Origin of the sequence: Pseudomonas sp. EA_65y_Pfl2_P74 (genome assembly GCF_963970575.1) — a bacterium.
Taxonomy (GTDB): domain Bacteria; phylum Pseudomonadota; class Gammaproteobacteria; order Pseudomonadales; family Pseudomonadaceae; genus Aquipseudomonas; species Aquipseudomonas baetica_A.
The window spans coordinates 61,086-87,883 of sequence record NZ_CAXAOQ010000018.1 but is presented as its reverse complement, the minus strand read 5'-3'; the positions used below and the strand labels follow the sequence as shown (position 1 = coordinate 87,883).

General features: G+C 58.4%; 16 protein-coding genes and 2 pseudogenes. 7 read left to right on the top strand and 11 right to left on the bottom strand.

Annotation, left to right across the window (positions count from 1 at the left end; translation table 11 throughout):
• Positions 1-144: 144 nt before the first annotated feature.
• Together AACY18_RS16150 and putA are read right to left on the bottom strand one after the other, a co-directional pair.
• The gene (locus tag AACY18_RS16150; RefSeq protein ID WP_339432253.1) at positions 145-1,947 is read right to left on the bottom strand and encodes an acyl-CoA dehydrogenase; all 1,803 of its coding nucleotides are present in this window, start codon (positions 1,945-1,947) and stop codon (positions 145-147) included.
• Between the two features lie 246 nt (positions 1,948-2,193).
• On the bottom strand, positions 2,194-6,147 hold the full coding sequence (gene putA, locus AACY18_RS16145; protein WP_339465371.1) for a trifunctional transcriptional regulator/proline dehydrogenase/L-glutamate gamma-semialdehyde dehydrogenase: 3,954 nt from the start codon (positions 6,145-6,147) through the stop codon (positions 2,194-2,196).
• 455 nt (positions 6,148-6,602) lie between these two features.
• Between putA and putP the strand changes: the two genes are divergently transcribed.
• The 5 genes and pseudogenes from putP (at position 6,603) to AACY18_RS16120 (ending at position 13,249) form a co-directional block, all read left to right on the top strand.
• Complete coding sequence (putP, locus tag AACY18_RS16140) at positions 6,603-8,087, top strand: sodium/proline symporter PutP (protein ID WP_339432255.1); 1,485 nt, start codon at positions 6,603-6,605, stop codon at positions 8,085-8,087.
• Between the two features lie 250 nt (positions 8,088-8,337).
• Positions 8,338-10,341, top strand: a pseudogene (locus tag AACY18_RS16135) (type VI secretion system Vgr family protein); the annotation flags it as partial.
• A 1,037-nt stretch (positions 10,342-11,378) separates the two neighbouring features.
• Entirely contained in the window at positions 11,379-11,768 is a 390-nt protein-coding gene (locus tag AACY18_RS16130; RefSeq protein ID WP_339432256.1) for a hypothetical protein, read from the top strand.
• A 126-nt stretch (positions 11,769-11,894) separates the two neighbouring features.
• On the top strand, positions 11,895-12,617 hold the full coding sequence (locus tag AACY18_RS16125; protein WP_339432257.1) for a DUF4123 domain-containing protein: 723 nt from the start codon (positions 11,895-11,897) through the stop codon (positions 12,615-12,617).
• Positions 12,618-12,949: 332 nt separating this feature from the next.
• The gene (locus AACY18_RS16120; RefSeq protein WP_339465370.1) at positions 12,950-13,249 is read left to right on the top strand and encodes a hypothetical protein; all 300 of its coding nucleotides are present in this window, start codon (positions 12,950-12,952) and stop codon (positions 13,247-13,249) included.
• A gap of 8 nt (positions 13,250-13,257) precedes the next feature.
• Here the strand turns inward: AACY18_RS16120 and AACY18_RS16115 are convergent, their stop codons facing one another.
• Genes AACY18_RS16115 through AACY18_RS16105 form a run of 3 tightly spaced genes read right to left on the bottom strand, consistent with a single transcriptional unit; the run spans position 13,258 to position 14,827 of the window.
• Positions 13,258-13,674 carry a hypothetical protein gene (locus tag AACY18_RS16115; RefSeq protein ID WP_267798225.1) on the bottom strand — a complete coding sequence of 139 codons (417 nt, stop codon included), beginning with the start codon at positions 13,672-13,674 and terminating at the stop codon, positions 13,258-13,260.
• Positions 13,671-14,243 (bottom strand): type VI secretion system amidase effector protein Tae4, encoded by a 573-nt coding sequence (locus AACY18_RS16110; protein WP_339432259.1) that lies wholly within the window; start codon positions 14,241-14,243, stop codon positions 13,671-13,673. The genes AACY18_RS16115 and AACY18_RS16110 overlap by 4 nt, the downstream gene beginning before the upstream one ends.
• A complete protein-coding gene (locus AACY18_RS16105) occupies positions 14,243-14,827 on the bottom strand; it encodes a PAAR domain-containing protein (RefSeq protein ID WP_339432260.1) in 585 nt (194 codons plus the stop codon). The genes AACY18_RS16110 and AACY18_RS16105 overlap by 1 nt, the downstream gene beginning before the upstream one ends.
• Before the next feature lie 128 nt (positions 14,828-14,955).
• Here AACY18_RS16105 and AACY18_RS16100 point away from each other — a divergent pair.
• A pseudogene (locus AACY18_RS16100) lies at positions 14,956-15,135 on the top strand (hypothetical protein); the annotation flags it as partial.
• 60 nt (positions 15,136-15,195) lie between these two features.
• On the opposite strand, the gene AACY18_RS16095 reads toward AACY18_RS16100, so the two are convergent.
• Complete coding sequence (locus tag AACY18_RS16095; protein ID WP_339432261.1) at positions 15,196-15,429, bottom strand: hypothetical protein; 234 nt, start codon at positions 15,427-15,429, stop codon at positions 15,196-15,198.
• A gap of 299 nt (positions 15,430-15,728) precedes the next feature.
• On the opposite strand from AACY18_RS16095, the gene AACY18_RS16090 reads away from it, so the two are divergent.
• Positions 15,729-16,568 (top strand): 23S rRNA (adenine(2030)-N(6))-methyltransferase RlmJ, encoded by an 840-nt coding sequence (locus tag AACY18_RS16090; protein WP_339465369.1) that lies wholly within the window; start codon positions 15,729-15,731, stop codon positions 16,566-16,568.
• A 130-nt stretch (positions 16,569-16,698) separates the two neighbouring features.
• Here AACY18_RS16090 and msrA read toward each other — a convergent pair whose 3' ends face one another.
• From msrA to aceE, 5 genes are all read right to left on the bottom strand, one after another.
• Positions 16,699-17,364, bottom strand: a complete 666-nt coding sequence (gene msrA / locus AACY18_RS16085; RefSeq protein WP_339432263.1) for a peptide-methionine (S)-S-oxide reductase MsrA — start codon at positions 17,362-17,364, stop codon at positions 16,699-16,701.
• 145 nt (positions 17,365-17,509) lie between these two features.
• Entirely contained in the window at positions 17,510-20,206 is a 2,697-nt protein-coding gene (locus AACY18_RS16080; RefSeq protein ID WP_339432264.1) for a putative bifunctional diguanylate cyclase/phosphodiesterase, read from the bottom strand.
• Between the two features lie 253 nt (positions 20,207-20,459).
• Positions 20,460-21,857: an alkaline phosphatase D family protein gene (locus AACY18_RS16075; RefSeq protein WP_339432265.1), complete on the bottom strand. Its 1,398-nt coding sequence runs from the start codon at positions 21,855-21,857 to the stop codon at positions 20,460-20,462.
• A gap of 281 nt (positions 21,858-22,138) precedes the next feature.
• Positions 22,139-24,112 (bottom strand): dihydrolipoyllysine-residue acetyltransferase, encoded by a 1,974-nt coding sequence (gene aceF / locus AACY18_RS16070; protein ID WP_339465368.1) that lies wholly within the window; start codon positions 24,110-24,112, stop codon positions 22,139-22,141.
• Positions 24,113-24,123: 11 nt separating this feature from the next.
• Positions 24,124-26,769: a pyruvate dehydrogenase (acetyl-transferring), homodimeric type gene (gene aceE / locus AACY18_RS16065; protein WP_339432267.1), complete on the bottom strand. Its 2,646-nt coding sequence runs from the start codon at positions 26,767-26,769 to the stop codon at positions 24,124-24,126.
• Between the last annotated feature and the right edge of the window lie 29 nt (positions 26,770-26,798).

The window sequence follows — 26,798 nt, the reverse complement described above, 5'->3', positions numbered from 1 at the left end:
CGTTGGTGTCCGTACCTGCCGGGCAACTGCAAACTACATGTCGGGCGAAAACAGCCTATCTCCAGTTCCCGCTCTTCACACCTGTAAAACCTGACAGGTGTGAAGAGCGTTGAAGTGTGTTTGGGACATCGCATGGGCGATGATTCAGAACCAGGCGTCCTGCATGCCCAGACACGTTTCATCCCGCGCCTCGAGCAACGTCAGCTCATGGTGGCAGCCCGGCACTTCCCACGTCAGGAAATACCGCGCCGCCTGTAACTTGCCCTTATAAAAATCAGCATCCGCCGCCTGACCTTTGGCCAGGCCTTCCTCGGCGCGAATCGCCTGCTCCAGCCAGCGCCAGCCAATCACCGTGTGCCCGAACACTTTCAGGTACAGCGCCGAGTTCGCCAGGCTGCTGTTGACCTTGCCTTGCGCCAGATCGGTCAGCAAGCCAATGGTCACCACTTGCAGGCGCGCGACCAGTTTCTCCAGCGGCTCACGCAATGCGGTTAACGATTCGTACGCGGTGGCGCGTTCGGCGGTGTCGGCGATCAACCGGATCAATTGCTTGAGCCCTGCGCCACCGTTCTGCGCCAGTTTGCGCCCGAGCAAGTCCAGCGACTGAATGCCGTGGGTGCCTTCGTGGATCGGGTTCAAACGGTTGTCGCGGTAGTACTGCTCCACCGGATATTCGCGGGTGTAACCGTGACCGCCGAGGATCTGGATCGCCAGTTCATTGGCCTTCAGGCAGAACTCCGACGGCCAGGATTTGACGATCGGCGTCAGCAAATCCAGTAGCTCATGGGCCTGTTTGCGCTCGGTTTCGGTTTCCAGTGTTGTGGTGTCATCGAACAACCGCGCGGCGTACAGGCCGAGGTCAAAAGCCCCCTCAACGTAGGATTTTTGCGTCAACAGCATGCGTCTGACATCGGCGTGCTGAATGATCGCCACCGGCGCCGTGGTCGGGTCTTTGCTGTCCGGGACGCGACCTTGCGGGCGTTCGCGCGCGTACTCCAGCGAGTAGAGATAGCCGGCGTATCCGAGCATCACTGCGCCCATGCCGACGCCGATCCGCGCTTCGTTCATCATCTGGAACATGTAACTCAAACCGTGATGCGGTTTGCCCACCAGATAGCCGACACACTCCCCGTTATCGCCGAAGTTCAGCGCGGTGGACGTCGTGCCGCGCCAGCCCATCTTGTGAAACAGCCCGGCCAGCAATACGTCGTTGCGTTTACCCAGGCTGCCATCATCGTTGACCAGAAACTTGGGCACGATAAACAGCGAGATGCCTTTCACGCCCGCCGGTGCGTCCGGCAGTTTGGCCAGCACCATGTGCACGATGTTTTCCGACAGCGGGTGGTCGCCGCCAGAAATGAAGATCTTGTTGCCCTTGAGGCGATAAGTGCCGTCGGACGAAGGTTCGGCACGGGTACGAATATCCGACAGCGATGAGCCCGCATGCGGCTCGGTGAGGGCCATGGTGCCGAAGAAACGGCCGTCGATCATTGGCTGCAGGAAGCGCTGTTTCTGTTCTTCGGTGCCGAAGCTCTCGATCAGATTCGCCGCGCCCATGGTCAGGAACGGGTACGAAGTCGAAGCCGCGTTGGCCGACTGGAAGTGCGCAAAGCAGGCTTGGGAAAGCAGGGTCGGCAGTTGCATGCCACCGGCATCGAAACTGCGCGCGGCGTTGAGGAAACCCGCTTCAAGGAAGGCATCCACCGCCGGTTTCACCTCGGGAATCAGAATCGCCTGGCCGTTCTCGTAGCGCGGTTCGTTCTCGTCGCCCTTGCGGTTGTGCGGCGCGAAGTATTTCTCGGCGATGTTGCGCGCCGTACCGATGGCGGCATCGAAGGTCTCGCGGTTGTGCTCGGCAAAACGCTCGCGCCGGGTCAGGCCCTCGGCATCGAGGACTTCGTACAGTTCGAAAGCCAGATTGCGGGAACTGAGCAGCGACTCGGACATGGCGGCCTACCTGAAATTGGGGTTGGGCCGAGTCTAGGCTGGGGAATAAAGGCTGAACAGGATGATTGATGGCAGTGATGCAGGAATGAGGGCAACACTAATCAAATGTGGGAGCGGGCTTGCTCACGAATGCGGTGGGTCAGGCAACATTGATGTCGACTGATCCTCCGCATCCGCGAGCAAGCCCGCTCCCACAGGGGAATGACATTCCAGGCAAGCATTGCGGTTGCCTGGAGTGACAGCGTGTTAACCGATCGTCATCAGGCTGGCGTTACCACCCGCCGCCGCCGTGTTGACGCTCAACGCCCGTTCAATCACCAGACGCTCCAGCGCAATGTTGGTCTCGCCCTGGGACAAGCCCTGAACCCCGACAATCGCGCCGGCGCGCTTGGCGATTTGCTGGCAAACGCCGCGCAACTGATCGGAATGGCCGTGATGCAGAACCGCATCAAACACCACCTCGTCCTTGTTCCAGTCAGCAACCCGGTTGATTCGCGCCTGAATCTCCTTGGGCAGACGTGCGTACAACGCCTTGCTGATGTCGGATTCCGGCCAAACCGCCGAACCGCCCACCGCCAATACCGCCGCCAGTTGCGTCAGCAGATCGCCTTCGACGTCCGCCAGGCACAGCACGTGCTCGCGTGGCAGGATCGCGTAGCTGTTCTTCTCGCCGGTCGGGCCCGCGAGAACGCGGGTGATGCCGCTCTGCGATTGCGCGGCGTACTGCGCGCACAGCGTGCTCAGTTGCGCGTACTTGTTGCTTTCAGCCCAGGTTTTAAGGGCGGCCAGCGGCTTGCTCATGGCGTCGCGCAAACGAACGTCCGGCGCGACGACTGCATCACCGCGAGCGAAGGATTGCTCGATGGCGTCGGTAGGACGCGTCGACAGCAAGCGGTACAGATACAGCGGGCCACCAGCCTTCGGACCGGTACCCGACAAGCCTTCGCCGCCGAACGGCTGCACGCCGACCACGGCACCGACAATGTTGCGGTTGACGTAGACGTTACCGGCGTTGACGTTGTCGATCACCTTGGCGATGGTCTCGTCGATGCGGGTGTGCACGCCGAGGGTCAGGCCGTAGCCGGAAGCGTTGATCTGACCGATCAACTGGTCGATCTCTTTACGCTTATAGCGAACCACGTGCAGCACCGGACCGAAGATCTCGCGCTGCAGTTCGTCGAAGCTTTCCAGTTCGATCAAGGTCGGCATGACGAAGGTGCCGCGTTTGACTTCTTCGGTGTCGGCGATCGCCACCTGGTAAACGTTACGACCTTTGTCGCGCATGCCCTGGATGTGCTTGTCGATGCCAGCCTTGGCTTCGGCGTCGATCACCGGGCCGATGTCCACGGACAGGCGCTCAGGGTTGCCGAGTCGAGCCTCGGCCATCGCGCCTTTGAGCATTTCGATGACGCGATCGGCGGAATCTTCCTGCAAGCACAGCACGCGCAGTGCCGAGCAACGCTGACCGGCGCTGTCGAAGGCCGAGGACACCACATCAATGACGACTTGTTCGGTCAGTGCCGAGGAGTCGACGATCATCGCGTTCTGGCCGCCGGTTTCAGCGATCAGCGGAATCGGGCGGCCCTGGCTGTCGAGACGGCCAGCGATGTTGCGTTGCAGCAGGCGCGCCACTTCGGTGGAGCCGGTGAACATCACGCCTTTGACGCGCTCGTCACCGACCAGACCGGCACCGACGGTTTCACCGCGGCCCGGCAGCAGTTGCAGCACGCCTTCCGGAATACCGGCTTCGAGCAGCAAACGCACGGCTTGCGCGGCGACCAGCGGGGTTTGCTCCGCAGGTTTGGCCAAGACCGGGTTACCCGCAGCCAGTGCCGCAGCGACCTGACCGCTGAAGATCGCCAGCGGGAAGTTCCAAGGGCTGATGCACACCACCGGGCCCAGTGGACGGTGGGCGTCGTTGCTGAAATCGTTGCGCGCCTGCACCGCGTAATAACGCAGGAAGTCGACCGCTTCACGGACTTCGGCGATGGCGTTGGCGAAGGTCTTGCCGGCTTCACGGGCCAGCAGGCCCATCAGCGGCTGAATCTCGCCTTCCATCAGGTCAGCGGCACGTTCCAGAATCGCGGCGCGTTCGGCGGGCGGGGTAGCCTGCCAGATCGGCGCAGCGTTCAGGGCGCATTGAATCGCGTTGTCGACGTCTTCGACGGTGGATTCCTGCACATGACCGACCACATCGCGGTGATCCGACGGGTTCAGCACCGCTGCCGGCGTTTCGTTGCTGGAAGCGCAGCCGAGCATCGGCGCCGCTTTCCAGTCGTTGTGCGCGGTCGCGAGCAGGGCGCAGGACAGCGACGCCAGACGATGTTCGTTGGCCATGTCGATGCCGCTGGAGTTGGCGCGCTCGGCGCCATACAAGTCACGCGGCAGTGGAATGCGCGGATGCGGCAGGCCGAAACCACCTTCCACGGTTGCCATTTGCTCGATCTGAGCCACTGGATCGGCCACCAGCTCCTGAATCGAGATCGACTGGTCGGCGATGCGGTTGACGAACGAAGTGTTCGCGCCGTTTTCCAGCAGACGACGGACCAGATAAGCGAGCAGCGTTTCGTGGGTACCGACCGGCGCGTACACGCGGCACGGACGGTTCAGCTTGCCGTCGGAAACTTTGCCGACAACCTGCTCGTAGAGCGGTTCGCCCATGCCGTGCAGGCACTGGAACTCGTACTGCCCCGGGTAATAGTTCTGACCGGCAATGTGGTAAATGGCCGACAGGGTGTGGGCGTTGTGCGTGGCGAACTGCGGGTAGATGACTTCCGGCACCGACAGCAGTTTGCGTGCGCAGGCGATGTAGGAAACGTCGGTGTACACCTTGCGGGTGTAGACCGGATAGCCTTCCAGGCCTTCGACCTGGGCACGCTTGATTTCGCTGTCCCAGTACGCGCCTTTCACCAGGCGGATCATCAGGCGGTGACGGCTGCGGCGCGCCAGGTCGATCACGTAATCAATCACGTACGGGCAACGCTTCTGATACGCCTGGATCACGAAACCAATGCCGTTCCAGCCCGTCAGTTGCGGCTCGAAGCACAGGCGCTCGAGCAGATCCAGCGACAGTTCCAGACGGTCGGCTTCTTCGGCGTCGATGTTCAGGCCGATGTCGTATTGCTTGGCCAGCAGGGTCAGCGACAGCAGGCGTGGGTACAACTCTTCCATCACGCGCTCGTACTGCGCACGGCTGTAACGCGGGTGCAGTGCCGACAGCTTGATGGAAATGCCCGGGCCTTCATAAATCCCACGACCGTGGGAGGCTTTGCCGATCGAGTGAATGGCTTGTTCGTACGACGCAAGGTACTTCTGCGCGTCGTGTTCGGTGAGTGCGGCTTCACCGAGCATGTCGTAGGAATAACGGAAGCCCTTGGCTTCGAACTTGCTCGCGTTGGCCAAGGCTTCGGCGATGGTTTCGCCGGTCACGAACTGCTCGCCCATCAGGCGCATGGCCATGTCGACGCCCTTGCGGATCATCGGCTCGCCGCTCTTGCCGATGATGCGGCTCAGGGACGACGTCAGGCCGGCTTCGTTGTGCGTGGACACCAGCTTGCCGGTCAGCAGCAGGCCCCAAGTGGCCGCGTTGACGAACAGCGAAGGGCTGTTGCCCAGATGCGGATGCCAGTTGCCGGTGCTGATCTTGTCGCGGATCAACGCGTCGCGAGTGCCTTTGTCCGGGATGCGCAGCAGCGCTTCGGCCAGGCACATCAGCGCCACGCCTTCCTGGGAGGACAGGGAGAATTCCTGCAGCAGGCCCTGAACAATGCCTGCACGACCGCCGGCACTCTTCTGGTTACGCAGTTTTTCCGCGATGGTCGCGGCGAGCTTATTGGTGGCCTCGGCCATCGTTGCCGGCAGGCGTGCCTGCTCGATCAGCATCGGCACCACTTCCGGCTCAGGGCGACGGTAAGCGGCGGTGATCGAAGCACGCAGTACCGATTGCGGCAGGATGCTTTCAGCGAATTCGAGGAAGCACTGGTGGGCGTGATCGGTGTGGACTTCGCCCGCGTCATCGGCGTCCTTGGCGCTCAGGCCGTTCAGCTCGGTCAGGGTTGCACCACCCTCGAGTTTTTCCAGGTAATTGAAAATTGCCTGCTTGATCAGCCAGTGCGGCGTGCGATCAATCGAGGTTGCGGCCGCCTTCAGGCGCTCGCGGGTTGGGTCATCGAGTTTGACCCCAAGGGTGGTGGTAGCCATATTTTTATCCTCATGGTTGCCACAGTTGCGTGGCATCAGCTGGCGGCAAGATTAGCCGCGCGTTGAAAGAGGTGCAACCGGGTGCAACCCTTTTTTGTCGGAAAAACAGGCAGTTCGTCAGGAATTGGTTTCTGGCACGAAAGGGCTGCCCCTGCTTGGTGCTTTTGCTTCTAGCCAAGCGCCATGACTGCCACAAAAGGGAGCAAAAACGGGGCGATTGTCGATAAATCCGACTAGGTGCAACTTATTCGGTCGAAACTGGTTGCACCTTATTTGATTTGTTGCATAGCATTCGCGCCCAAGGTGCAACCGGGATACCCGGTGTACCGGCTGGTGGCTTTCCTGGGGAAACATCAGTCCTAAATGCGCGGGATACGGAATCGTCTGCCAAACTTAGTCGTTTGTGCACGATTCACCACCGCTGCTACATAAAAACAAAGCCAGGGCGTAACTCAATGAGCGTAAGCAATCCAACCCTGATCACGTTCGTGATCTACATCGCAGCAATGGTGCTGATCGGCTTGATGGCCTATCGCTCCACCAACAACCTTTCTGACTATATTCTTGGCGGCCGCAGCCTGGGCAGTGTCGTAACGGCTCTGTCTGCCGGTGCTTCCGACATGAGTGGCTGGTTGCTGATGGGCCTGCCGGGCGCCATCTACATGTCCGGTCTGTCTGAAGGCTGGATCGCCATCGGTCTGGTGATCGGTGCCTACCTGAACTGGCTGTTCGTCGCCGGCCGTCTGCGTGTGCAGACCGAGCACAACGGCGATGCCTTGACCCTGCCGGACTACTTCGCCAGCCGTTTCGAAGACAAAAGCGGCCTGCTGCGGATCATCTCGGCGATCGTGATTCTGGTGTTCTTCACCATCTACTGTGCTTCCGGCATCGTGGCCGGCGCCCGTCTGTTCGAAAGCACCTTCGGCATGTCCTACGAGACGGCGCTGTGGGCCGGTGCTGCGGCGACGATTGCCTACACCTTTATTGGCGGTTTCCTCGCGGTGAGCTGGACTGACACCGTGCAAGCCACGCTGATGATCTTCGCTCTGATCCTCACGCCGATCATCGTGCTGCTGGCGACCGGTGGCGTCGACACCACGTTCCTGGCCATCGAAGCCAAGGACCCAAGCAACTTCGACATGCTCAAGGGCACCACTTTCATCGGCATCATCTCGTTGATGGGCTGGGGTCTGGGCTACTTCGGTCAGCCTCACATCCTCGCGCGTTTCATGGCCGCTGATTCGGTGAAATCGATTGCCAAGGCTCGCCGCATCTCCATGACCTGGATGATCCTGTGCCTGGCCGGCACCGTGGCGGTTGGCTTCTTCGGTATCGCTTACTTCTCGGCGCACCCGGAAGTGGCGGGCGCCGTCACCGAGAACCCTGAGCGTGTGTTCATCGAACTGACCAAAATCCTGTTCAACCCATGGGTTGCCGGTGTCCTGTTGTCGGCGATCCTGGCGGCAGTGATGAGTACCCTGAGCTGCCAGTTGCTGGTGTGCTCCAGTTCTTTGACTGAAGACTTCTACAAAACCTTCTTGCGCAAATCCGCTTCGCAGAAGGAACTGGTCTGGGTCGGTCGCACCATGGTGCTGCTGGTCGCACTGATCGCTATCGGTCTGGCGTCCAATCCGGATAACCGTGTACTGGGTCTGGTGTCCTACGCCTGGGCCGGTTTCGGTGCCGCGTTTGGTCCGGTTGTACTGATCTCGGTGATCTGGAAAGGCATGACCCGTGACGGCGCACTGGCCGGTATCCTGGTCGGCGCGATCACCGTGGTGGTCTGGAAGCATTTCGAGCTGATGGGTCTGTACGAAATCATCCCGGGCTTCATCTTCGCCAGCCTGGCGATCTACATCGTCAGCAAACTGGGCGAGCCAACCAAAGGCATGGTGCAGCGCTTCGAAGCGGCGGAAAAAGATTTCCACCTGAACAAGTGATTGCACTGAGCTGAGGCTCACAGAAAACGGCCCGACTCCTACAAGAGGCGGGCCGTTTTTTTGTGCCTGCAATTTCTCAAGACCATTGGATAACCCAGTGTTTGAGGGATGAGTCTGTAGTCGGATGCGCCGATATTCGAAGGCTTTTTCGACAAAAAAGGTAGGGTAAATCTGATTTTTCCGTCACCCAGTCCACACCCCTAGCCCCTCATGCAGAATCGCCCGCCCTCATTCTGCAGAGAGACATTGGATGTTCGCGCCTGCCAATCAACCGCGTTTCACGTTGACCCTCGAAGGCGCCCAGCATGACCTCAAGGTTCTTGAGTTCACGGGCAAGGAGGCCATCAGCCAATCCTTTCGTTTTGAGCTGGAACTGGTCAGCGAGCGGCCGGATCTGGACCTGGAAAGCCTGCTGCACTGTCAGGCGTTTCTGAGCTTTGATGCAGACGGTTCCGGCGTCCATGGTCAGATTTATCAGGTCGGGCAGGGCGACTCCGGGAAACGTCTGACGCGCTATCACGTAAGCCTTGTCCCGCGTCTGACATACCTTGGGCAGCGGATCAATCAGCGGATATTCCAGCATCAGAGCGTGCCGCAGATCGTGGCGCAGATCCTCAAGGATCACGCGATCCTGCGCGATGCCTTTGAGTTTCACCTCGGCAGCGACTACCCGCAGCGTGAATATTGCGTGCAATACGCCGAGAGCGATCTGGCGTTCATCCAGCGTCTGTGTGCTGAAGTCGGTATTCATTACCACTTTCAGCACAGTCCCGAAGGCCACTTGCTGGTGTTCGGCGATGATCAAACCGTGTTCCCGCGATTGGCCCGACCGAATCTGTATTTGCCGGGCAGTGGCATGGCGGGCGGAGCGCCAGCGATCAAGCGTTTCAACGTTCGCGTGCAAACCCGCACCAGCGTAGTCACCCGGCGCGACTACAACTTTGAAAAGCCGCGCCTGCAACTGGAAAGCCGCATCGACGGTGAGCAGCGCCCGGTGCTGGAGGACTATCACTTTCCCGGACAATTCGATAATCGTGAAACCGGTAAACACCTGGTTCAGCGGGCACTTGAGCGCCATGCCGCCGATTACCGTCAGGCCGAAGGCATCAGCGATGAGTCGGCACTGGTTAGCGGACATTTCCTGCAACTCACCGAGCATCCGCGTCAGGACTGGAACGATCTCTGGTTGCTGACAGCCATTGAACACCGTGGCCGACAGCCGCAAGTGCTGGAGGAATCGGTGACCGGTGATGGGGAAGAGTTCCAGGGGTACCGTAATACCTTTCTCGCCACACCGTGGGACGCGTTCTTTCGCCCAGCCTTGGGGGCGAAGCCGCAGGTGCGCGGGTATCAACCCGCCGTCGTCACCGGGCCTCAGGACAGCGAAATACATTGCGACGAATACGGTCGGGTCAAGGTGCAACTGGCCTGGGACCGTGACGGCGAGTTCAACGAACATTCCAGTTGCTGGCTGCGGGTCGCCACGGGGTGGGCGCATGACGGCTACGGCAGCGTGCTGATCCCAAGAGTCGGCATGGAAGTGCTGGTCGGTTTCATCGACGCCGATGCCGATAAACCGTTGGTCATGGGCTGCCTGCCCAACGCTGCAACCCCAGTGCCGCTGGAACTGCCGGCCGAGAAAACCCGCAGCATCTTCCGCAGCCAGAGCAGCCCCGGTGGCGGGGGCTACAACGAACTGCGCATCGAGGATAAAAAAGGCGCCGAGGAGATCTACCTGCGCGCCCAGCGCAACTGGACGCAGCATGTGCTGCACGATCAACAGGTGCAGGTCGACAACCAGCGCAGCATCGTCGTCACCGGCACCGCCAAACATGAATTGAAGGCCGACGAACAACGCATCACCCACGGCCAGCGCAAGGCCGAAGTGAGGCAGGACGATCATCTGACGGTTGTCGGCGATCGGCATATCCGCGTGAGCAATCAGGCGACCAGCGCCAGCGCGCAATTCCACGTCAGCGCCGGCCAGCAAGTGGTGATCGACGGCGGCGCGAGCGCGACGATTCAGGCGGGCGGGCAGTGGATCAACATCGGCCCCGGCGGGATCTTCAGCAGCGTGCCGATTGTTGTGGGTGGGGCGCCAATGGCGGCGATGAGCGCGGCGCCGAGTGTGCCGGGGTTGCCGGATACATTGGCGGCGGCGCCGGCGGCAATGCTGACTCCGGCGCAAATCATGAGTCTGAAGGGTGATGCGCCATTCTGCGAGGAATGTGAGCGTTGCAAGGACGGTGTCTGCCCGACGCCAAATGCATTGACCCAATCCCCAAAGTCCTCAGCCCGGCCGGCGCCTTCGGGCGCTGAGCCGGGCTTTCATATTGTTGAACAGGGAATGTCTCGGTCTGCACTGGAATCTACACTGTTCCCGCAGCCGGACCCGGCCGTGCTGGAGAAATTTCGTAGCCTCAATCCGCAACTCACCCAATACGCCAAACCCGGCCAACTGATCGTGCTGAGCGATCCGCGTAATACGCAATGCACTCGGGAAGAGGCGTTGCTGATGGAGGCGGCGCAGAAAGTTGATACGGCGTTGGCGCCAATGAGTGACTCGGAGGCCGAGTTTATGGCTCGACATCATGGGGAGATTGAGTCGTTTTTATCGCAGGGCTCTACGAGTGTCGGGATTGGAGCCGCGATGTTCAGTAATCACCTTAAAAATCTCGCCGGCACGTTGGATGAATTGGAGTCACTGCATAAGAAAACCTTCGATAAGCACGGCAAGCTTAAAGGTGCTGATTTCTTTGAAAAGCGAAAACAGTTGATGACGCAACTGGATAACAGCCTCAGCACCTTAATGCGAAAAATGGTCGGTTTGCCCGATCACCCCAACCTTAGGAAAGCGCTGGGCATTTCCAGTCGCAGCCTTGTCCATCACTGGAGCAAGGTGGGTTCTTCAGCCGGAATTCCGGGGTATGCGACGCATATTGAGGGGGTAAGTAAGGCGAGCAAGGTAATAAAGGTGGGGGGCTGGATCGGAGTTGGGCTACAGGCCACAGCATCGGGAATCAAGGTCAAGGAGACTTGTCGAGAGGGTACTGAAGAGGCTTGCAGGAGAGTGCGGTTCACCGAAAGTGGGAAATTTGGTGGAATTGTCATGGGCGGAGCCGCAGGAGCTGCAATAGCTGGCCCGGTGTGCGCCGCCATCGGACTCAGCACTTTGGGGGCAGGTGGAATCGCCTGCGGTCTTGTGTTGACTGGTTTGGGTACCGCTGTGCTGGGCAATACTTTCGGGGAGTGGGGCGAGCAAGGGGCAGATGTTGTCTATGAAGTACAGAATTGAGATCTGATATTGAAATACTCTTCCTGTTAAGTGGTCTGGTATTGATTGCACTTATTTTTCTGTCGTCCTTGATTTTGCTGTTTGTCGCTTATTTTTTTGCGCGGGATATCTTTGAGTGTTTGAGCAATTCACCGGCTGTTATTTCTAGAAAACGCACCTTGGGGTGGGAGCCGATTGGCCGATTTCTATTTATTAGTAGTGTGGGCACGCTCATGATCTTTTCGCGTAAATCCATACGTAATGGAGAGCTGGACGCCAAAGATTACGAAGCCTTGCCAGTAGGCTTGCGGCGGATAATTTTGTTTTCCAATTGGATGATGTTGGTGTTAACCGCCATTGCAATAATCGGTGTGGTGTTGGGGAAGGTTAATGGTTGGTTGAGTTAACCACTTTTCGATAATCAATCTGTTTTTGTTATTCAGGTTGTCTCTTTACGCTGGTTTTTAACTCAGCCATTTGTTTTTGTAGATAACAGCATTCTCGATATTGTCGAGAGCTGCATAGGCCCTTGAATGAATAAACTAATTCCCCACCATTGGTTACAGCGTCAGCCGCTAATGGCCGATGAACAATTGTTTGCAGTTCTCAGCAGCGCCAGCGATGGCGAGCCATTCAAGATCTGGAGCGATTCAACTACCGCACAAGCGCCAAGTCCGATTTGGGCGGACACTATTTACGCTGAGTGGGATGCGGTGATGCCCTTCGTGGGAATTGTCGCTGTGGACAGTGAGTTTCTCGATTGGGTGGCGACTACTGAGTCTCTTGATTGGGGCTGGTTGGCGGTGTCTTCGGCGAGCCTGGAAGTGGTGGTCGAGCATTTTCGCAGCCTGACTCAGGTGCTGATGCCGAGTGGTAAAACGGTGTTTTTTCGGTTTTGGGATGGGCGGTTTTTGTTGCCGATCTTGAAGTCCGATGCAGTGGATGCGGCGCAGCTTTTGCCGATGATTTCACGCGGACTGATCAATGGTCAGGCCTTGGAAATCGGGGGGCGGGCGCAGGTTTCGGGGCGTGTGTTTCCTTGGTGGACGGTGCCTGACTCGGTGTTGGCTTCGGCGGGGGATGAAGTCCGCGTAGGCAACGCGGTGCAATGGCTGAGCGAGGAGCATCCCGCATTGTTCGAGGCGTTTCCCGAGGCGGTTTTGCGTTGCAAGGTCAGGCGGTTTTTTCAGGTTTCAATGTCGGAAGAATCGTCGCAATCGGCGTTGTTGGCGTATTTGCTGGCAGAGCTGGAGTGACATTTCCGGGCGAAGGCTTCGGACGTTTCCTTCGAGTTGCGGCGTTTTTCATGAACTGGTGGGCGGCGGGTTGCAGGGATAGTCTTTTCGTTGTCACTGCGAGAGTGGTGACAGGGTGTAGGAACCCTCGCTTTCATGACGTTACAGCTCGTTGGATTTTTGCGGCACTTGATTCAAGTCCATAAGATCGTTCACGGCGGCTGTGCGTGGGACACGCTTCGGCGTGACCGAGGTCCATGATTGCTCGGTTCCTACTCTTGCGCACAGCTGCCACCCAAACCTGTAGGAAGGTGCGTTGGCGGCTAACGTTTATCAATCATGGAGATAACAAAATGACGAACATGCACCCCGATCCACCCTACGAAAAAATCATCCCCCATCCCGACAACCGCTTCATGGCCCTCACCGGCAACTGCAGCGACATGCCCACCCTGTTCATCGACACCCACGTCCCCTCCGACATCCTGATGGACGCTGCCAACCACCGCATCCGAACCGTCGTCCAGGTGCTGGAAAACCTGTGCATGCGCGGCTCGATCGAGTGCGACTCGATGATCCTCAGCGACTTCGCCCAGCTCTGCGTGATCCCGTTGCGCGAAGGCTGCGATCTTTTGACGTTGAGGCAACGCTGAGCGCGTAATCAGTCTGAGATATACGCATCCTGCGACTTGATAAATGCTTCGAAGGCAGGTGAGTTGTAAATTTCGAGGCAAGAATAAAACACAACATTTTTGCCCGATTGCTTGCTGGTAGAAGAAGCCTTCGCATATGCGTCAGTCATGAATTTTTCGGTTTCCGCATAAGGGTCATGGATGACTTCAAGCGTATCTTCATTCTGCGATATTGCGTGTTGCCCTTTACCCATTGCGGAGTAGGCGCCAATAGCTAGTCCGATATCCGACTTGATGTCGGACTGATTTTTGAACTGATTCGATATGCAGTTGGCGAGACCGTAATTTTTCAGTGATGTCCTCGCACTGTTCACGTCTACTTCGCTTGCCAGGGCATTGCCAGATGCACCCAAAATGCTGAATGCGATGATTAGCTGGAACTTCATCCCTTTAACTCCCAAAAGTTGATCTTTTCCAGCGTTACGCCTGCCCGGTCGTAAGTGTGGCTATCTGGACGATGGTAGTCACTGTTGTCTCCGGTTGTGCTGCCATTCCACAAAGTCGCATGACCTGTAGCATCGAGCCATCCGGTGATCTCCATGATAATCACGCCTTTCTTGCCATTGATGAAATCCGCCTCACTCATTTTTAGCTCGCGATCCGGAGCGCCCCAGTTGTGTTTCAGGAACGTCAAAAAATCTGCGACTTTCATGATGTAGGGGAGTTGGTCTGCGCCGGCCAGACGATAAATGGACTTGCTCGGAATGATCGTTCCTTTCGGGATTTTGTATCCACCATAATTAAATCCCCTGCTTATCCTCAGTGCGCAAGCGTTCGCGTAAGCGTCAGGCTTTTCTGCTCGGGCTGCCTCAACGTTACCCCCAACAAGCGCATAAACATCAATCGAGCTTTTCAGGCCAACTTCTGCGTAAGCAGTCCACAGAGTGCTGAATTTTGGACGCTTTACGACGATGTTAGTGTTTACGCCACCTGAGCTGATATTGAGCTGAGCCATTAGACCTCACCTTCCATGTCGAAGACTTCACCTTGAAAAGCGTTTGGAATAATCGCTATACCTTTCGCCCCCACGGTGCCGGACAGAGTTTTTTCTGCTGCACCCGTGATCGTCACACTAACGATCTCGCCGGGTGAGTAACCCGAAGTTTTTACATGAATATTCAGGTCGGTGTAGAAGCGAGAAACCGAGTCGACCGGAATCTGGCTCTCCCCATATGAAAGCGTAATGCGTTGAATACTCTTTGGTTTGGGTATCAAAGGGATGATGGCTGAGAAGCTCGCAGCGCTGTGTTCGCCGCCGCCAAAGACGGATGATTGACCAGAGAGAACAGTGTTGGATTTCGGTGGACAACCACACGCTACATAATCGCCCTCTAGCGCAACCGGCCCTGCAGGTAGAGTGACTGTTCTTGGTCCGACAGCGACGATGGGGCCTTTGCCAGGAGGGCATACAGGGCAACTGGCTATGTGGCCGATGGACGAAGTGCTCACGGCGTAATCAATGTTAATTCCGACGTTTCCTTCCAGTACCGAGCCTCCTGTTGAAGTTGGAGCACCGATTCCGATCACCTTTCTACCCATGTAAATTTCCCTCTTTACAGGTTTTAAGTGAGACGGATCTTCGCATTCCCTCTGCGATTGGAACGACGTGAATTCAGTAGGAAGATGTTTCTTTATGTTGCTTTTGTCGCGATGTGGCGTGGACGGTCGCCGCCAACTACCGCATACGCACGGTCGTCCAGGTGCTGGAAAACCTGTGCATGCGCGGCTCGATCGAATGCGATTCCCTCATCCTTAGCGACTTCGCCAAACTCTGCGCCATTCCCTTGCGCGACGGCTGTGATTTGCTCGGCGTCATCGGTCGACGCTTGGGCGCCACGCCTTCCTGATACCGCGAGATCAAAAGATCGCATTTGCAAGCATGTTTGTTGGCATGGTTATTTTTGCTGTTAGATCTTTTCCACATTCCCCAGGAGTCTTCCCGCCGGGCCGTCAGATACGGTAAAGCTGACCTTATCGCCCTTTTTCAGATTCGGGTTGGCTGGAGTTGTTACGCTAAGCTCTCCGCTGTTGTCATCGGGCTGAACAGACACAGAATACGTTGGATAAACTCCGTTCGGATCTACGGTATAGGTTCCGCTGACGGTGCCCTTGCCCGGTGTAACTACAATATCCTTTGCCATTTCCAGCCTCCTTCCATCAATAAAAAATACTCGGCAATCGATTCATTCGTGCCTTGGGAACTATCAGTCAGCATTGCTGGCGGCGCTACTGTCAGACCTGACAGGTAGTTGACGGAATAATGACCGTTTGTCTGAGTCGGTCGTACTCTCCACGAAAAATCGCAGCCTTGATACAGACTGCTCGGGATCATCTGTAGTGTCGAAGGCTGCGATCTTTTGACGTTGAGGCCCTCTCGGCTGCCAACCCCTGACTTGCCGCCCGGTAAAAGGTAAACTTTGCGCCCTTCGCAGGAGCAGCCATGAATTATCGTCACGCCTTCCATGCCGGCAATCACGCCGATGTGTTCAAACACCTGACCTTGACCCGCATCATCGCCTTGATGTCGCGCAAGGAGCAGCCGTTTGCCTATCTCGACACGCACGCCGGCATCGGTCTGTATGACTTGCAGGGCGATCAGGCCAACCGTACCGGTGAGTACCTGGAAGGCATCGCGCGCTTATGGGATCAGCCGGATCTGCCGGCGCTGACCGCCGACTACATGAAGGTGCTGCACGAGATGAACCCAGATGGCCAGTTGCGCTACTACCCGGGTTCGCCGGAGCTGGCGCGGCGCCTGACCCGGCCGCAGGACCGGGTGATGCTCAACGAGAAACACCCGGAAGACGGCGTGCTGCTCAAGGACAATATGGCCGGTGATCGCCGGGTAAAAGTGCATCTGGGCGAGGGCTGGCATGTGGCGCGGGCGATGTTGCCGGTGCAGGAAAAGCGCGCGGTGATGTTGATTGACCCGCCGTTCGAACAGCTCGACGAGATGCAGCGTTGCGCAGCGTCGTTGAAAGAGGCGATTGGCCGGATGCGCCAAACCGTGGCGGCGATCTGGTATCCGGTGAAGGATCAGCGTGCATTGCGCCGTTTCTATCAGGACTTGGCTGGCACCGGTGCGCCGAAGTTGTTGCGCGTAGAACTGCTGGTGCATCCGCTGGACACGCCGAACAGCCTGAACGGTTCGGGCATGGCGATCGCCAATCCGCCGTGGGGGCTGGAGGAAGAATTACGTGAGCTGCTGCCGTGGTTGTCGAAGAAGCTGGGGCAGACCCGGGGCGGGTGGCAGATGGACTGGTTGATTGCCGAGAGTTGATCAACGGCAAGATTAAAAGATCGCAGCCTTCGGCAACTCCTACCCAGTTCGGCGTCGTCCACGCAATGTGCGTACGACCTTTGATCTCCTGTAGGGGCTGCCGAAGGCTGCGATCTTTTGCTTTAAAGGGTCAGTTACCCGCCAGGCTCGGTGGCATGCACACGCCGGTGCCGCCAATCCCGCAATAACCCTCAGGGTTCTTCGCCAGATACTGCTGGTGATACGCCTCGGCGAAGTACACGGTTGGTGCCTGCTCGATCTCGGTGCTGATCTCACCCAGGCCCGCCTTCGACAACTCGGCCTGGTAGGTCGCTTTGCTCTTCAGCGCCGCGTCCAGTTGTTCAGGTGTGGTCGCGTAGATCACCGAGCGGTACTGGGTGCCGATATCGTTACCCTGGCGCATGCCTTGTGTCGGGTTATGCAGTTCCCAGAACATCGCGAGCAGTGCTTCGTAGCTGACTTGCGCTTTGTCATACACCACCAGCACCACTTCAGCATGGCCGGTCAGGCCTGAGCAGACTTCTTCGTAAGTCGGGTTCGGTGTGAAACCGCCGGCGTAACCGACCACGGTGCTGACCACGCCTTCACGCTGCCAGAAGCGGCGTTCGGCGCCCCAAAAACAGCCCAGACCGAAAATCGCAAAATCGACGTCCTGGAAAAACGGGCCAAGCAGCGGGGTTTCTTCGAAGACGAAGTGTTTTTCCGGCAGGGTCATCGCAGTTTCGCGGCCGGGCAGAGCTTGATCTTTAGTGGGGAGCACGTTTTTGTTCACCAGAATTTCCGAGCGCAGAACCATGATCGTTCCTCTCAGTCAGGATGGGATGTAAAAAATCAGACCGCCAGTGTGCCCAATGATGCCCGATTTCGCACTATTCAAATGTGGGAGCGACGGTGCGACGATTCCACAGGGGAAATTCATCGACAGGGGAGATCTGTGGTGCTCAGAGGCAGAGCGGGCCGCGTGGGTAGCGTTTGAGGGCCTGGATCAGCTCGGCGCCCGGGATTGGCCGATCGAACAGGTAGCCTTGGCCGACATCGCAGCGATGACGACGCAGGAACGCCAGTTGCTCGGCAGTCTCGATACCTTCGGCCACGACTTTGAGTTTCAGGTTGTGGGCCATGGCGATCACCGCGGAGGTGATTTCCATGTCGTCCTGGTTGTCGGGGATTTCGTGGATGAAACTGCGATCGATCTTGATGACGTCGATCGGGAATTTTTTCAGGTAGCTGAGCGATGAATAACCGGTGCCGAAGTCGTCCATGGCCAGGGTCAGGCCCAGGCGCTTGAGCTGATCGAGCTGCAGGTGCGTGTCTTCGGTGGCTTCGAGCAGCAGGCCTTCGGTCAGTTCCAGTTCGAGCAGATTGGCCGGCAACGCTTCTTCCTTGAGGATGTTGGCGATGGAGGAGACCAGGTCCGGATCGGAGAATTGCTTGGGCGACAGGTTGATCGCCACTTGCAGATTGCCCATCCCGGCGGCGGTCAGGGCTTTGCTCATGCGGCAGGCCTGACGGGCGATCCACTTACCGATCGGAATGATCAGACCGGTTTCTTCGGCGACGCTGATGAACTGGTCCGGGCGAATCATCCCGCGTTCCGGATGATTCCAGCGCAAAAGTGCTTCCATGCCCAGCAGGCGACCGCTGCGCAGGCATAGTTTTGGCTGGTAGAACACATCCAGTTCATTCTGGGTCAGGGCGCGGCGCAGGTTGTTCTCAACGAACAGTTTGTAACTGGCCTCGGCATTCAGCGCTTCGGTAAAGACTTGCACCTGATGTTTGCCGTTGGCCTTGGCCTTGTGCAGGGCCAAACCGGCGTTACGCATCAGGGTTTGTGGATCACGGCCGTGCAGCGGCGCGCAGGCCAGGCCTACGGAGCCGGTGACGCTGATCAGTTGGTTGTCGACGAACATCGGTTTGTCGAGGGTCATCAGCAACTGGCTGGCGATCTGTTGTCCGGCCTCAAGGTCGGTGTTGTCGAGCAACACAGCGAATTCGTTACTGGCGAAACGGGCGAGGCTGCCGCTCGGGCTCAGGCTGTTGCGCAGACGGCGGGCGAGGCTGATCAACAGTTTGTCGCCGGTCTGATGGCCGAGGCTGTCGTTGATCCGTTTGAAATTGTCGATGTCCACCAGCAGCAGGCTGATCGGGGTATCGCTATCCCGGGCGAAGCGTTCGTCCAGATTACGGATAAATGCAGGCCGGTTGCCGAGGTTGGTCAGGTTGTCGGTGTACGCCAAACGCTCGATGCGTTGTTGCGCCAGTTTGGTCTGGGTGATGTCTTCGTAGATGCCGATGTAATGCGTCAGCTCACGGTTGTCGCCGTACACCTTGGAGATCGACAACTGGCCCCAGTACGGTTCGAGGTTTTTGCGGCGGCTCTTGAATTCGCCCTGCCAACTGTTGCTCTTGGCCAGCGCCGAGGGCGCGTCGAACAGCAGTTCGCTGAGGTTTTCCAGGGCCGGCAGTTCCGACAGGCGCTGGCCGTGGACTTCCTCGGTGGTGTACTGGGTGATGGCGGTGAAGCTGGGGTTGACGTACTCGACCACGCCGTCGCAGTTGACCAGCAAAAACGCGTTGGCACTTTGCTCGACCGCACGCTGGAACAGATGCAGGGCGCTGGTGGCGGTGCGGCGATTGTGGTTGTTGATCACTTGTGCGAACTGGTCGGCCAGTTCGCCGGCAAAGGCGATTTCATCGGACTGCCAGGCGCGGGTGACGCCGGTCTGTTCCAGGCACAACACGCCGACTACGTGGCCGTCGACGCGGATGCTGGCGTCGAGCATGGCATTGACGTCACGCGGGCGCAGGGCCTCGGCCATTTCGCGGGTACGCGGGTCACGCATCGCGTTGTGGGCGTCAATGGCGCGGCTACTGTGCAGCGCCTCCATATAGTCGGGGAAGCTGCTCACGTCGATCACGTCGGGCAGGATGTACTCCTGCGTTGCGCGGTGGTAAGCCGAGATCGGCACCAGTTGCTGGCCGTCGAGGTTCCACAGGCTGGCGCAGTCGATTTCGTAGATGTCGCAGGCACTGCGAGTGATCAGTTCGGCGGCTTCTTGCAGCGAGTTGTGCGTGCTGTAGCGCTGACGGGCGAGCAGCAGAATCAAATCTTGCTGGGCACGCACGCGTTCGAGGTGTTGCAGTTGTTCCTGCTGGGCGCGCTGGTTCAGTTCAAGGGCGATTTGCAGTCGGGAATTCTGGGTTTCGAGGTCAACGGAGGGCAGTGCTTGCGCATCGTCAAAGACCTTGTCAACCGCCAGCAGATAGCCGCGCAGCAGATGGCGGTTGTGCTGTTTATACGCCTCGCCGAGTTCGAGGATACTCAACATGCCTGCCATGGTGTGCAACGTATAGCGCACCAGATAGTACGGGCCCACGCTGAGCTGCTGCTGGATCGCGTCGTGCAGTTGATAACGCGCTTCGGGTTCCATCAGGCTGGCGTAAGGCGAGCCGACCAGCGCGCAGAGCTCGACGGCCGGTTGACCGAACTGGCGTTCGCAGTTGGGATCAAGAAACAGCATCGCCCAGCTGGCTTCATTCAAGCGCTCGAAACGCAGCATGCCGAGCCGCGAGGGCACAGGCAACTGCGTCACTACCTCGGCCGCCGTACGGCTGGCGGCATCGGGTTGGCTCTTCATGAAGGAAACTCGCTTGGAAATATGCTGAACGCGCCGGGCTCTCGCCCTCTTTACTGTTGCCTGCGGCAAGGTTGCATCATTGCGGCACTGACTGACAAGAGTGATGAAGGCCAAGTGCTATAAGAATGTGTCGGCTGCTCGGAGCATTTCTGCAGTGGGGGCGATAAAAGAGCCAAAGATCGCAGCTTGCGGCAGTGCCAGCGGGGGGGTGCAACCTATGCAGGCGCCGCCGAAGACTGCGATTTTTTGCGTTTCAGCGCAATTTCAGGCTGATGGTTTGCAGCTTTTTCCCGTTCTGATCGTGGTAATTGACCAAGATTTGATCAGTCTCGACCACCAGGTGGGCGAAGTTGTCCTCGCCGACCACCTCGCTGGTCAATTCATGCACATAGTCGCCCGCCGCCGTGCGCACCAACGGCTGATCAAGGATGAAGGTGGACGCCTTGGCGTACGGCAAGAGTTTGCTGTTGCACAGCGGCGAGGAAACGATGGTGTGGACTTCAAAGTCCGGATCCTGGCTGTGTGTCAGGCGCGACGTCAGCGAGCCGTGTACGTCGCCAGAAACGAACACGACATTTTTGATCTGTCGGGTGCGGATGGTTTCGAGCAGGCGCAGACGCTGTTCCGGAAAGGCTTTCCAGGCGTCATCGCCGTGAAACTTGCGATCCGGGTAAAACATGACGCTGGTGACCACGAACTTGACCCGTGCCGGGCTGTTGATCAGCCATTTAAGCAATGCTTGCTCTTGCGCCTCATCGAGAATGCGTCGGTCACTGGCTGACAAGTTGCGGCGAGTGCGACTGTCGGTCACAAACCACTCGATATCGCCGTCACTGAATTGGTACCAATAGTGCTTAAGCGTTGAACGATCAACTTGACCACTCGTTGTCAGTGCGTGTGCCGGGCTGTGACTGACTTGATACAACTCATACGCGGCCATGGCATTGCGATACAACTCATGATCGGATTTACCGGCGTTTGCCGGCCAGTTGTCTTCGATTTCATGATCATCAAGAATCATGTAGGTCGACGTCGTTGACATCAGTCGTTGTATGTTGGGTTGTGAAAACGCTGCGCGGTACTTTGCAAGAATATCTTTATATTCCCGATCCGGTGCAATCAGGTTCAGGTCATCGACATAGATTTGATCTCCGGTCATGAGTGTTGCACTGATCGGCGGCTGTGCGCCTTCGATCAACTGGTTGATAGATGCAAAGATCCGGTCGCCTAAATGGGGCAGCGACGCGATACCTGCCGTCATGCGCAGGTAGCGGCATGAGCCGACGATGTATGCACGAGGTTGCAAGGCTTTGCTGGAGCGGGTGCGAAACCGGTAAATCTCCCTCGGCCACTGCAGCGGCAACTCCGCCACACTGTGAACGGTATGCACGGGATTCATCGGGCTGAACCATACTGCCTGGTACTCATACTCGGTATCAGTGCTCAAGTTGTTGAGTGTCAGTACTTCCGTCATGTCGCGTAGCGCGCTTAACTTGGCGAACGTACCTTTTGACCAGTGTTGTGATCCGGAACTGCGGTAACGGATTGCAGCAAATACTGCTGCATTGCTTTGATAATCGCCGCGAATAAGAATTCGCGCATGGTTAGTTGTGATGTGACCTATGAGTGGGCCAATAGTCGGTTTGAACATGTTCGAATCCATTCGAATTAACGTTTGATTGGGAATAACTAAGGCAAGAATTTTTAGTTAACTTTGCTGTGTCAAGACTAGTTATGTAGGGAATAAAAATATCGTCGCGAAGTGGACGGTGGTCGTAGCTGATGTCAGTACAACCTGTGGGAAAAAACCGCAGCTTGGTTTTCGCGAGACAAAAAAAAGCCCCGTCAAACTGACGGGGTTGAGGTACGAGCGTGTGGCGCTCGAAAACGTGAAACGCAAGCGGCCCTCCATTGCCGGAGGGCCGCTTGGGATTACAGCAGGATGGTGCGGATGTCCGCCAGCAGGCTGCCCAGACGCTGGGTGAAGCGTGCAGCGGCGGCGCCGTTGATCACTCGGTGATCGTAGGACAGCGACAGTGGCAGCATCAGTTTCGGCTGGAAGGCTTTGCCGTCCCAGACTGGCTGGATGGTTGCCTTGGAAACACCGAGAATCGCCACTTCCGGCGCGTTGACGATCGGCGTGAAGCCGGTGCCGCCAATGTGGCCGAGGCTGGAAATGGTGAAGCAGGCGCCTTGCATGTCGTCAGCGGTGAGCTTCTTGTCGCGGGCTTTGGCGGCCAGCGCAGCGGCTTCGGCTGCCAGTTGCAACAGGCTCTTCTGGTCGACGTTCTTGATGACCGGTACCAGCAGGCCATCCGGGGTGTCGACGGCGAAGCCGATGTTCACGTATTTCTTGCGGATGATCGCTTTGCCGCTTGGCGCCAGCGAACTGTTGAAATCCGGCAGTTCCTTGAGCATGTGCGCGCACGACTTGAGCAGCAGCGGCAGGATGGTCAGCTTGACGCCAGCCTTCTCTGCAACGGCTTTCTGGGCAACGCGGAACGCTTCCAGCTCGGTGATATCAGCCGAATCGAACTGGGTCACGTGCGGGATGTTCAGCCAGCTGCGGTGCAGGCTCGACGCGCCGATCTGCATCAGGCGAGTCATCGGCACTTCTTCGATTTCGCCGAAACGGCTGAAGTCGACGACCGGAATCGGCGGGATGCCCGCGCCACCGGTTGCGCCAGCAGCAGCGGCCGGTGCTTCCTTGGCCTTCTGCATCATCGCTTTGACGTAAACCTGAACGTCTTCCTTGAGGATGCGACCGTGTGGGCCGCTGGCGCCGACCGCATTAAGTTCAACACCGAACTCACGGGCCAGTTGACGCACGGCAGGGCCGGCGTGCACTTTGGCGCCCGGTTTGGCCGGCGCCGCAACCGGCGCCGCAACCGGCGCGGCGGCAGCAGGTGCAGCGACTGCCGGAGCAGCAGCGGCAGGCGCTGGAGCATTTGGCGCAGCAGCGGCTGGAGCCGGGGCAGCCGCAGGGGCCGCGCCTTTGACTTTCAGCTTGAGGATCAGGTCGCCGGTGCCGACTTCGTCGTCCAGCTTGATGGAAACGCTTTCCACCACGCCAGCGGCAGGCGATGGAATTTCCATGCTCGCCTTGTCGGATTCCAGGGTGATCAGCGATTGATCAGCCTCGACGGTGTCACCAGCCTTGACCAACACTTCGATGATCTTGGCCTTGCCGGCCGAACCGATGTCCGGGACATGGATGTCCTGAACGCTGTCGGCCACTGGGGCTGCCGGGGCTGCCGCAGGAGCAGGTGCAGCAGCAGCGGCTGGCGCAGCAGCCTGAGCCGGAGCGGCTGCAGCCGGTGCCGCAGCACCTGCCACTTCCAGGTCCAGAATCAGGTCGCCCGTGCCGACTTCGTCGTTGAGCTTGACGCTGATGGCCTTGACCACGCCCGCAGCAGGCGACGGGATTTCCATGCTCGCCTTGTCGGACTCCAGAGTGATCAGCGATTGATCAGCCTCGACGGTGTCGCCGACCTTGACCTGAATCTCGATGATCTGGGCCTTGCCCGACGAGCCGATGTCCGGCACGTGCACTTGCTGAACCGAAGCGGCAGCCGGGGCCGCGGCTGGTGCGGCAGCAGCAGGTGCGGCGGCCGGTTTTTCTTCGGCTTTGGCGGCAGGCGCGGCGGCAGGCGCAGGGGCCGCTTGCGCAGCGCCCTCGACTTCCAGCTCAAGCAGTTCGTCGCCTTCTTTCAGGCGGTCGCCCAGCTTCACTTTCAGGCTTTTGATGACGCCGGCCTTCGGGGCCGGCACTTCCATGCTGGCCTTGTCCGATTCCAGAGTCAGGATGCTCTGGTCGGCTTCGATGCGGTCGCCGACCTTCACAAACAGTTCAATTACTTCACCTTCACCGCTGCCGATGTCAGGTACGCGAATGAGTTCGCTCACAGGGTTTCTCCTCAGCAGTCCAGTGGGTTGCGTTTTTCCGGGTCGATGCCGAACTTGGTGATGGCTTCAGCCACGACCTTAGGTTCGATATCGCCACGGTCAGCCAGTGCTTCCAGGGCTGCCAGCACCACGAAATGACGGTCGACTTCGAAGAAATGACGCAGTTTCTTGCGGCTGTCGCTGCGGCCGAAACCGTCGGTGCCCAGGACTTTGAATTCCTTGGACGGTACCCACTGACGGATCTGCTCGGCGAACAGCTTCATGTAGTCGGTGGATGCAATGACCGGACCTTTACGGCCGCTCAGGCATTCTTCGACGTAGCTCTGCTTAGGCTTCTGGCCAGGTTTCAGACGGTTGCTGCGCTCTACGGCCAGGCCGTCGCGACGCAGTTCGTTGAAGCTGGTGACGCTCCATACGTCAGCGCCGATGTTGAACTCTTCACGCAGGATCTTCGCCGCTTCACGCACTTCACGCAGGATGGTGCCGGAGCCCATCAGCTGTACGTGGTGGGCTGCTTCGCGGGTGTCTTCTTCAAGCAGGTACATGCCTTTCTTGATGCCTTCTTCGGCACCGGCCGGCATGGCTGGCTGCTGGTACGACTCGTTCATCACGGTGATGTAGTAGAAGATGTCCTGTTGCTCTTCGGTCATCTTCTTCATGCCGTCCTGAATGATCACCGCCAGCTCGTAGCCGTAGGTCGGATCGTAGGTGCGGCAGTTCGGGATGGTGGCAGCCAGCAGGTGGCTGTGACCGTCTTCGTGCTGCAGACCTTCACCGTTCAGGGTAGTACGGCCGGCGGTGCCGCCGATCAGGAAGCCACGGGTACGGCTGTCGCCAGCGGCCCAGGCCAGATCGCCAATACGCTGGAAGCCGAACATCGAGTAGAAGATGTAGAACGGCAGCATCGGCTGGTTGTGGCTGGAGTACGAAGTACCGGCGGCGATGAAGGAACTCATGGCGCCCGCTTCGTTGATGCCTTCCTCAAGGATCTGACCTTTCTGGTCTTCCTTGTAGAACATCACCTGGTCTTTATCGACTGGCTCGTAGAGCTGGCCAACGGACGAGTAGATGCCCAGTTGACGGAACATGCCTTCCATACCGAAGGTACGGGCTTCGTCCGGGATGATCGGTACGATGCGCGGGCCGATTTCCTTGTCCTTGACCAGTTGCGCGAGGATCCGCACGAACGCCATGGTGGTGGAAATTTCGCGGTCGCCGGAACCGTCGAGGATGGCCTTGAGGGTGTCCAGGTCCGGCGTCGGTACGCTGAAGCTCTTTGCGCGGCGCTGAGGCACGAAACCGCCCAGTGCAGTGCGACGCTCGCTCAGGTAACGGGCTTCGGCGCTGTTTGGCTCTGGCTTGAAGAACGGCAGGTTCTCCAGCTCTTCGTCCTTGACCGGAATGTCGAAGCGGTCGCGGAACAGCTTCAGGCTTTCGACATCGACTTTCTTGGTGTTGTGCGCGGTGTTTTTCGCTTCGCCGGCACCGGTGCCATAACCCTTGATGGTCTTGGCCAGGATGACGGTCGGTTGTTCTTTGTGGTTGACCGCTTCGTGGTACGCCGCGTAGACCTTGTACGGGTCGTGGCCGCCACGGTTGAGTTTCCAGATCTCGTCGTCGGACAGGTCTGCAACCATCGCCTTGAGTTCTGGCGTGTTGAAGAAGTGTTCACGGACGAACGCGCCGTCTTTGGCTTTGTAGTTCTGGTACTCGCCGTCAATGACTTCGTCCATGCGACGTTGCAGGATGCCGTCGACGTCTTTGGCCAGCAGTGGGTCCCAGAAACGGCCCCAGATGACTTTGGTCACGTTCCACTGAGCACCGCGGAACACGCCTTCGAGTTCCTGGATGATCTTGCCGTTGCCGCGAACCGGGCCGTCCAGGCGCTGCAGGTTGCAGTTGATGACGAAGATCAGGTTGTCCAGTTTCTCGCGGCCGGCCAGGGAGATCGCGCCCAGGGATTCGGGCTCGTCGCACTCGCCGTCGCCCAGGAAGCACCAGACTTTCTGTTTGCCCGGCTGGATGAAACCGCGATGTTCCAGGTACTTCATGAAGCGTGCCTGGTAGATCGCCTGGATCGGGCCCAGACCCATCGATACGGTCGGGAACTGCCAGAAGTCAGGCATCAGCCAAGGGTGCGGGTAGGACGACAGGCCCTGACCGTCGACTTCCTGGCGGAAGTTGTTCATCTGGTCTTCGGTGATGCGGCCTTCCATGAACGCACGGGCATATACGCCTGGCGAGGTGTGGCCCTGGAAGTAGATCAGGTCGCCGCCGTGTTCGTCGGTCGGGGCCTGGAAGAAATAGTTGAAGCCGATGTCATACAGGGTCGCGCTGGAAGCGAAGCTGGAGATGTGACCACCCAGGTCAGAATCTTTCAGGTTCGTACGCATTACCATGGCCATCGCGTTCCAGCGTACCAACGAGCGAATGCGGCGTTCCATGAACAGGTCGCCAGGCATGCGTGCTTCGTGGGTTACCGGGATGGTGTTGCGGTAAGGCGTGGTGATGGCGTAAGGGAGCTGCGAGCCGCTGCGGGTCGCGAGTTCACCCATACGGGTCATCAGATAGTGAGCACGGTCTTCGCCTTCTTTGTCGAGAACCGATTCCAGGGCGTCCAGCCATTCCTGGGTTTCGACGGGATCGAGGTCTTGCATGGCTTGCTCCAGGGCGGAAAGGCTTCCAG

Bases quoted from the DNA above. Each gene is read 5' to 3' on its own strand.
- AACY18_RS16075 (WP_339432265.1), bottom strand. From the start codon at position 21,857: ATGTTCAAACCGACTATTGGCCCACTCATAGGTCACATCACAACTAAC.
- AACY18_RS16095 (WP_339432261.1), bottom strand. From the start codon at position 15,429: ATGGCAAAGGATATTGTAGTTACACCGGGCAAGGGCACCGTCAGCGGA.
- AACY18_RS16150 (WP_339432253.1), bottom strand. From the start codon at position 1,947: ATGTCCGAGTCGCTGCTCAGTTCCCGCAATCTGGCTTTCGAACTGTAC.
- AACY18_RS16080 (WP_339432264.1), bottom strand. From the start codon at position 20,206: ATGAAGAGCCAACCCGATGCCGCCAGCCGTACGGCGGCCGAGGTAGTG.
- aceE (WP_339432267.1), bottom strand. From the start codon at position 26,769: ATGCAAGACCTCGATCCCGTCGAAACCCAGGAATGGCTGGACGCCCTG.
- AACY18_RS16105 (WP_339432260.1), bottom strand. From the start codon at position 14,827: ATGGGTAGAAAGGTGATCGGAATCGGTGCTCCAACTTCAACAGGAGGC.
- putA (WP_339465371.1), bottom strand. From the start codon at position 6,147: ATGGCTACCACCACCCTTGGGGTCAAACTCGATGACCCAACCCGCGAG.
- putP (WP_339432255.1), top strand. From the start codon at position 6,603: ATGAGCGTAAGCAATCCAACCCTGATCACGTTCGTGATCTACATCGCA.
- AACY18_RS16120 (WP_339465370.1), top strand. From the start codon at position 12,950: ATGACGAACATGCACCCCGATCCACCCTACGAAAAAATCATCCCCCAT.
- AACY18_RS16090 (WP_339465369.1), top strand. From the start codon at position 15,729: ATGAATTATCGTCACGCCTTCCATGCCGGCAATCACGCCGATGTGTTC.
- AACY18_RS16125 (WP_339432257.1), top strand. From the start codon at position 11,895: ATGAATAAACTAATTCCCCACCATTGGTTACAGCGTCAGCCGCTAATG.
- AACY18_RS16110 (WP_339432259.1), bottom strand. From the start codon at position 14,243: ATGGCTCAGCTCAATATCAGCTCAGGTGGCGTAAACACTAACATCGTC.
- AACY18_RS16115 (WP_267798225.1), bottom strand. From the start codon at position 13,674: ATGAAGTTCCAGCTAATCATCGCATTCAGCATTTTGGGTGCATCTGGC.
- msrA (WP_339432263.1), bottom strand. From the start codon at position 17,364: ATGGTTCTGCGCTCGGAAATTCTGGTGAACAAAAACGTGCTCCCCACT.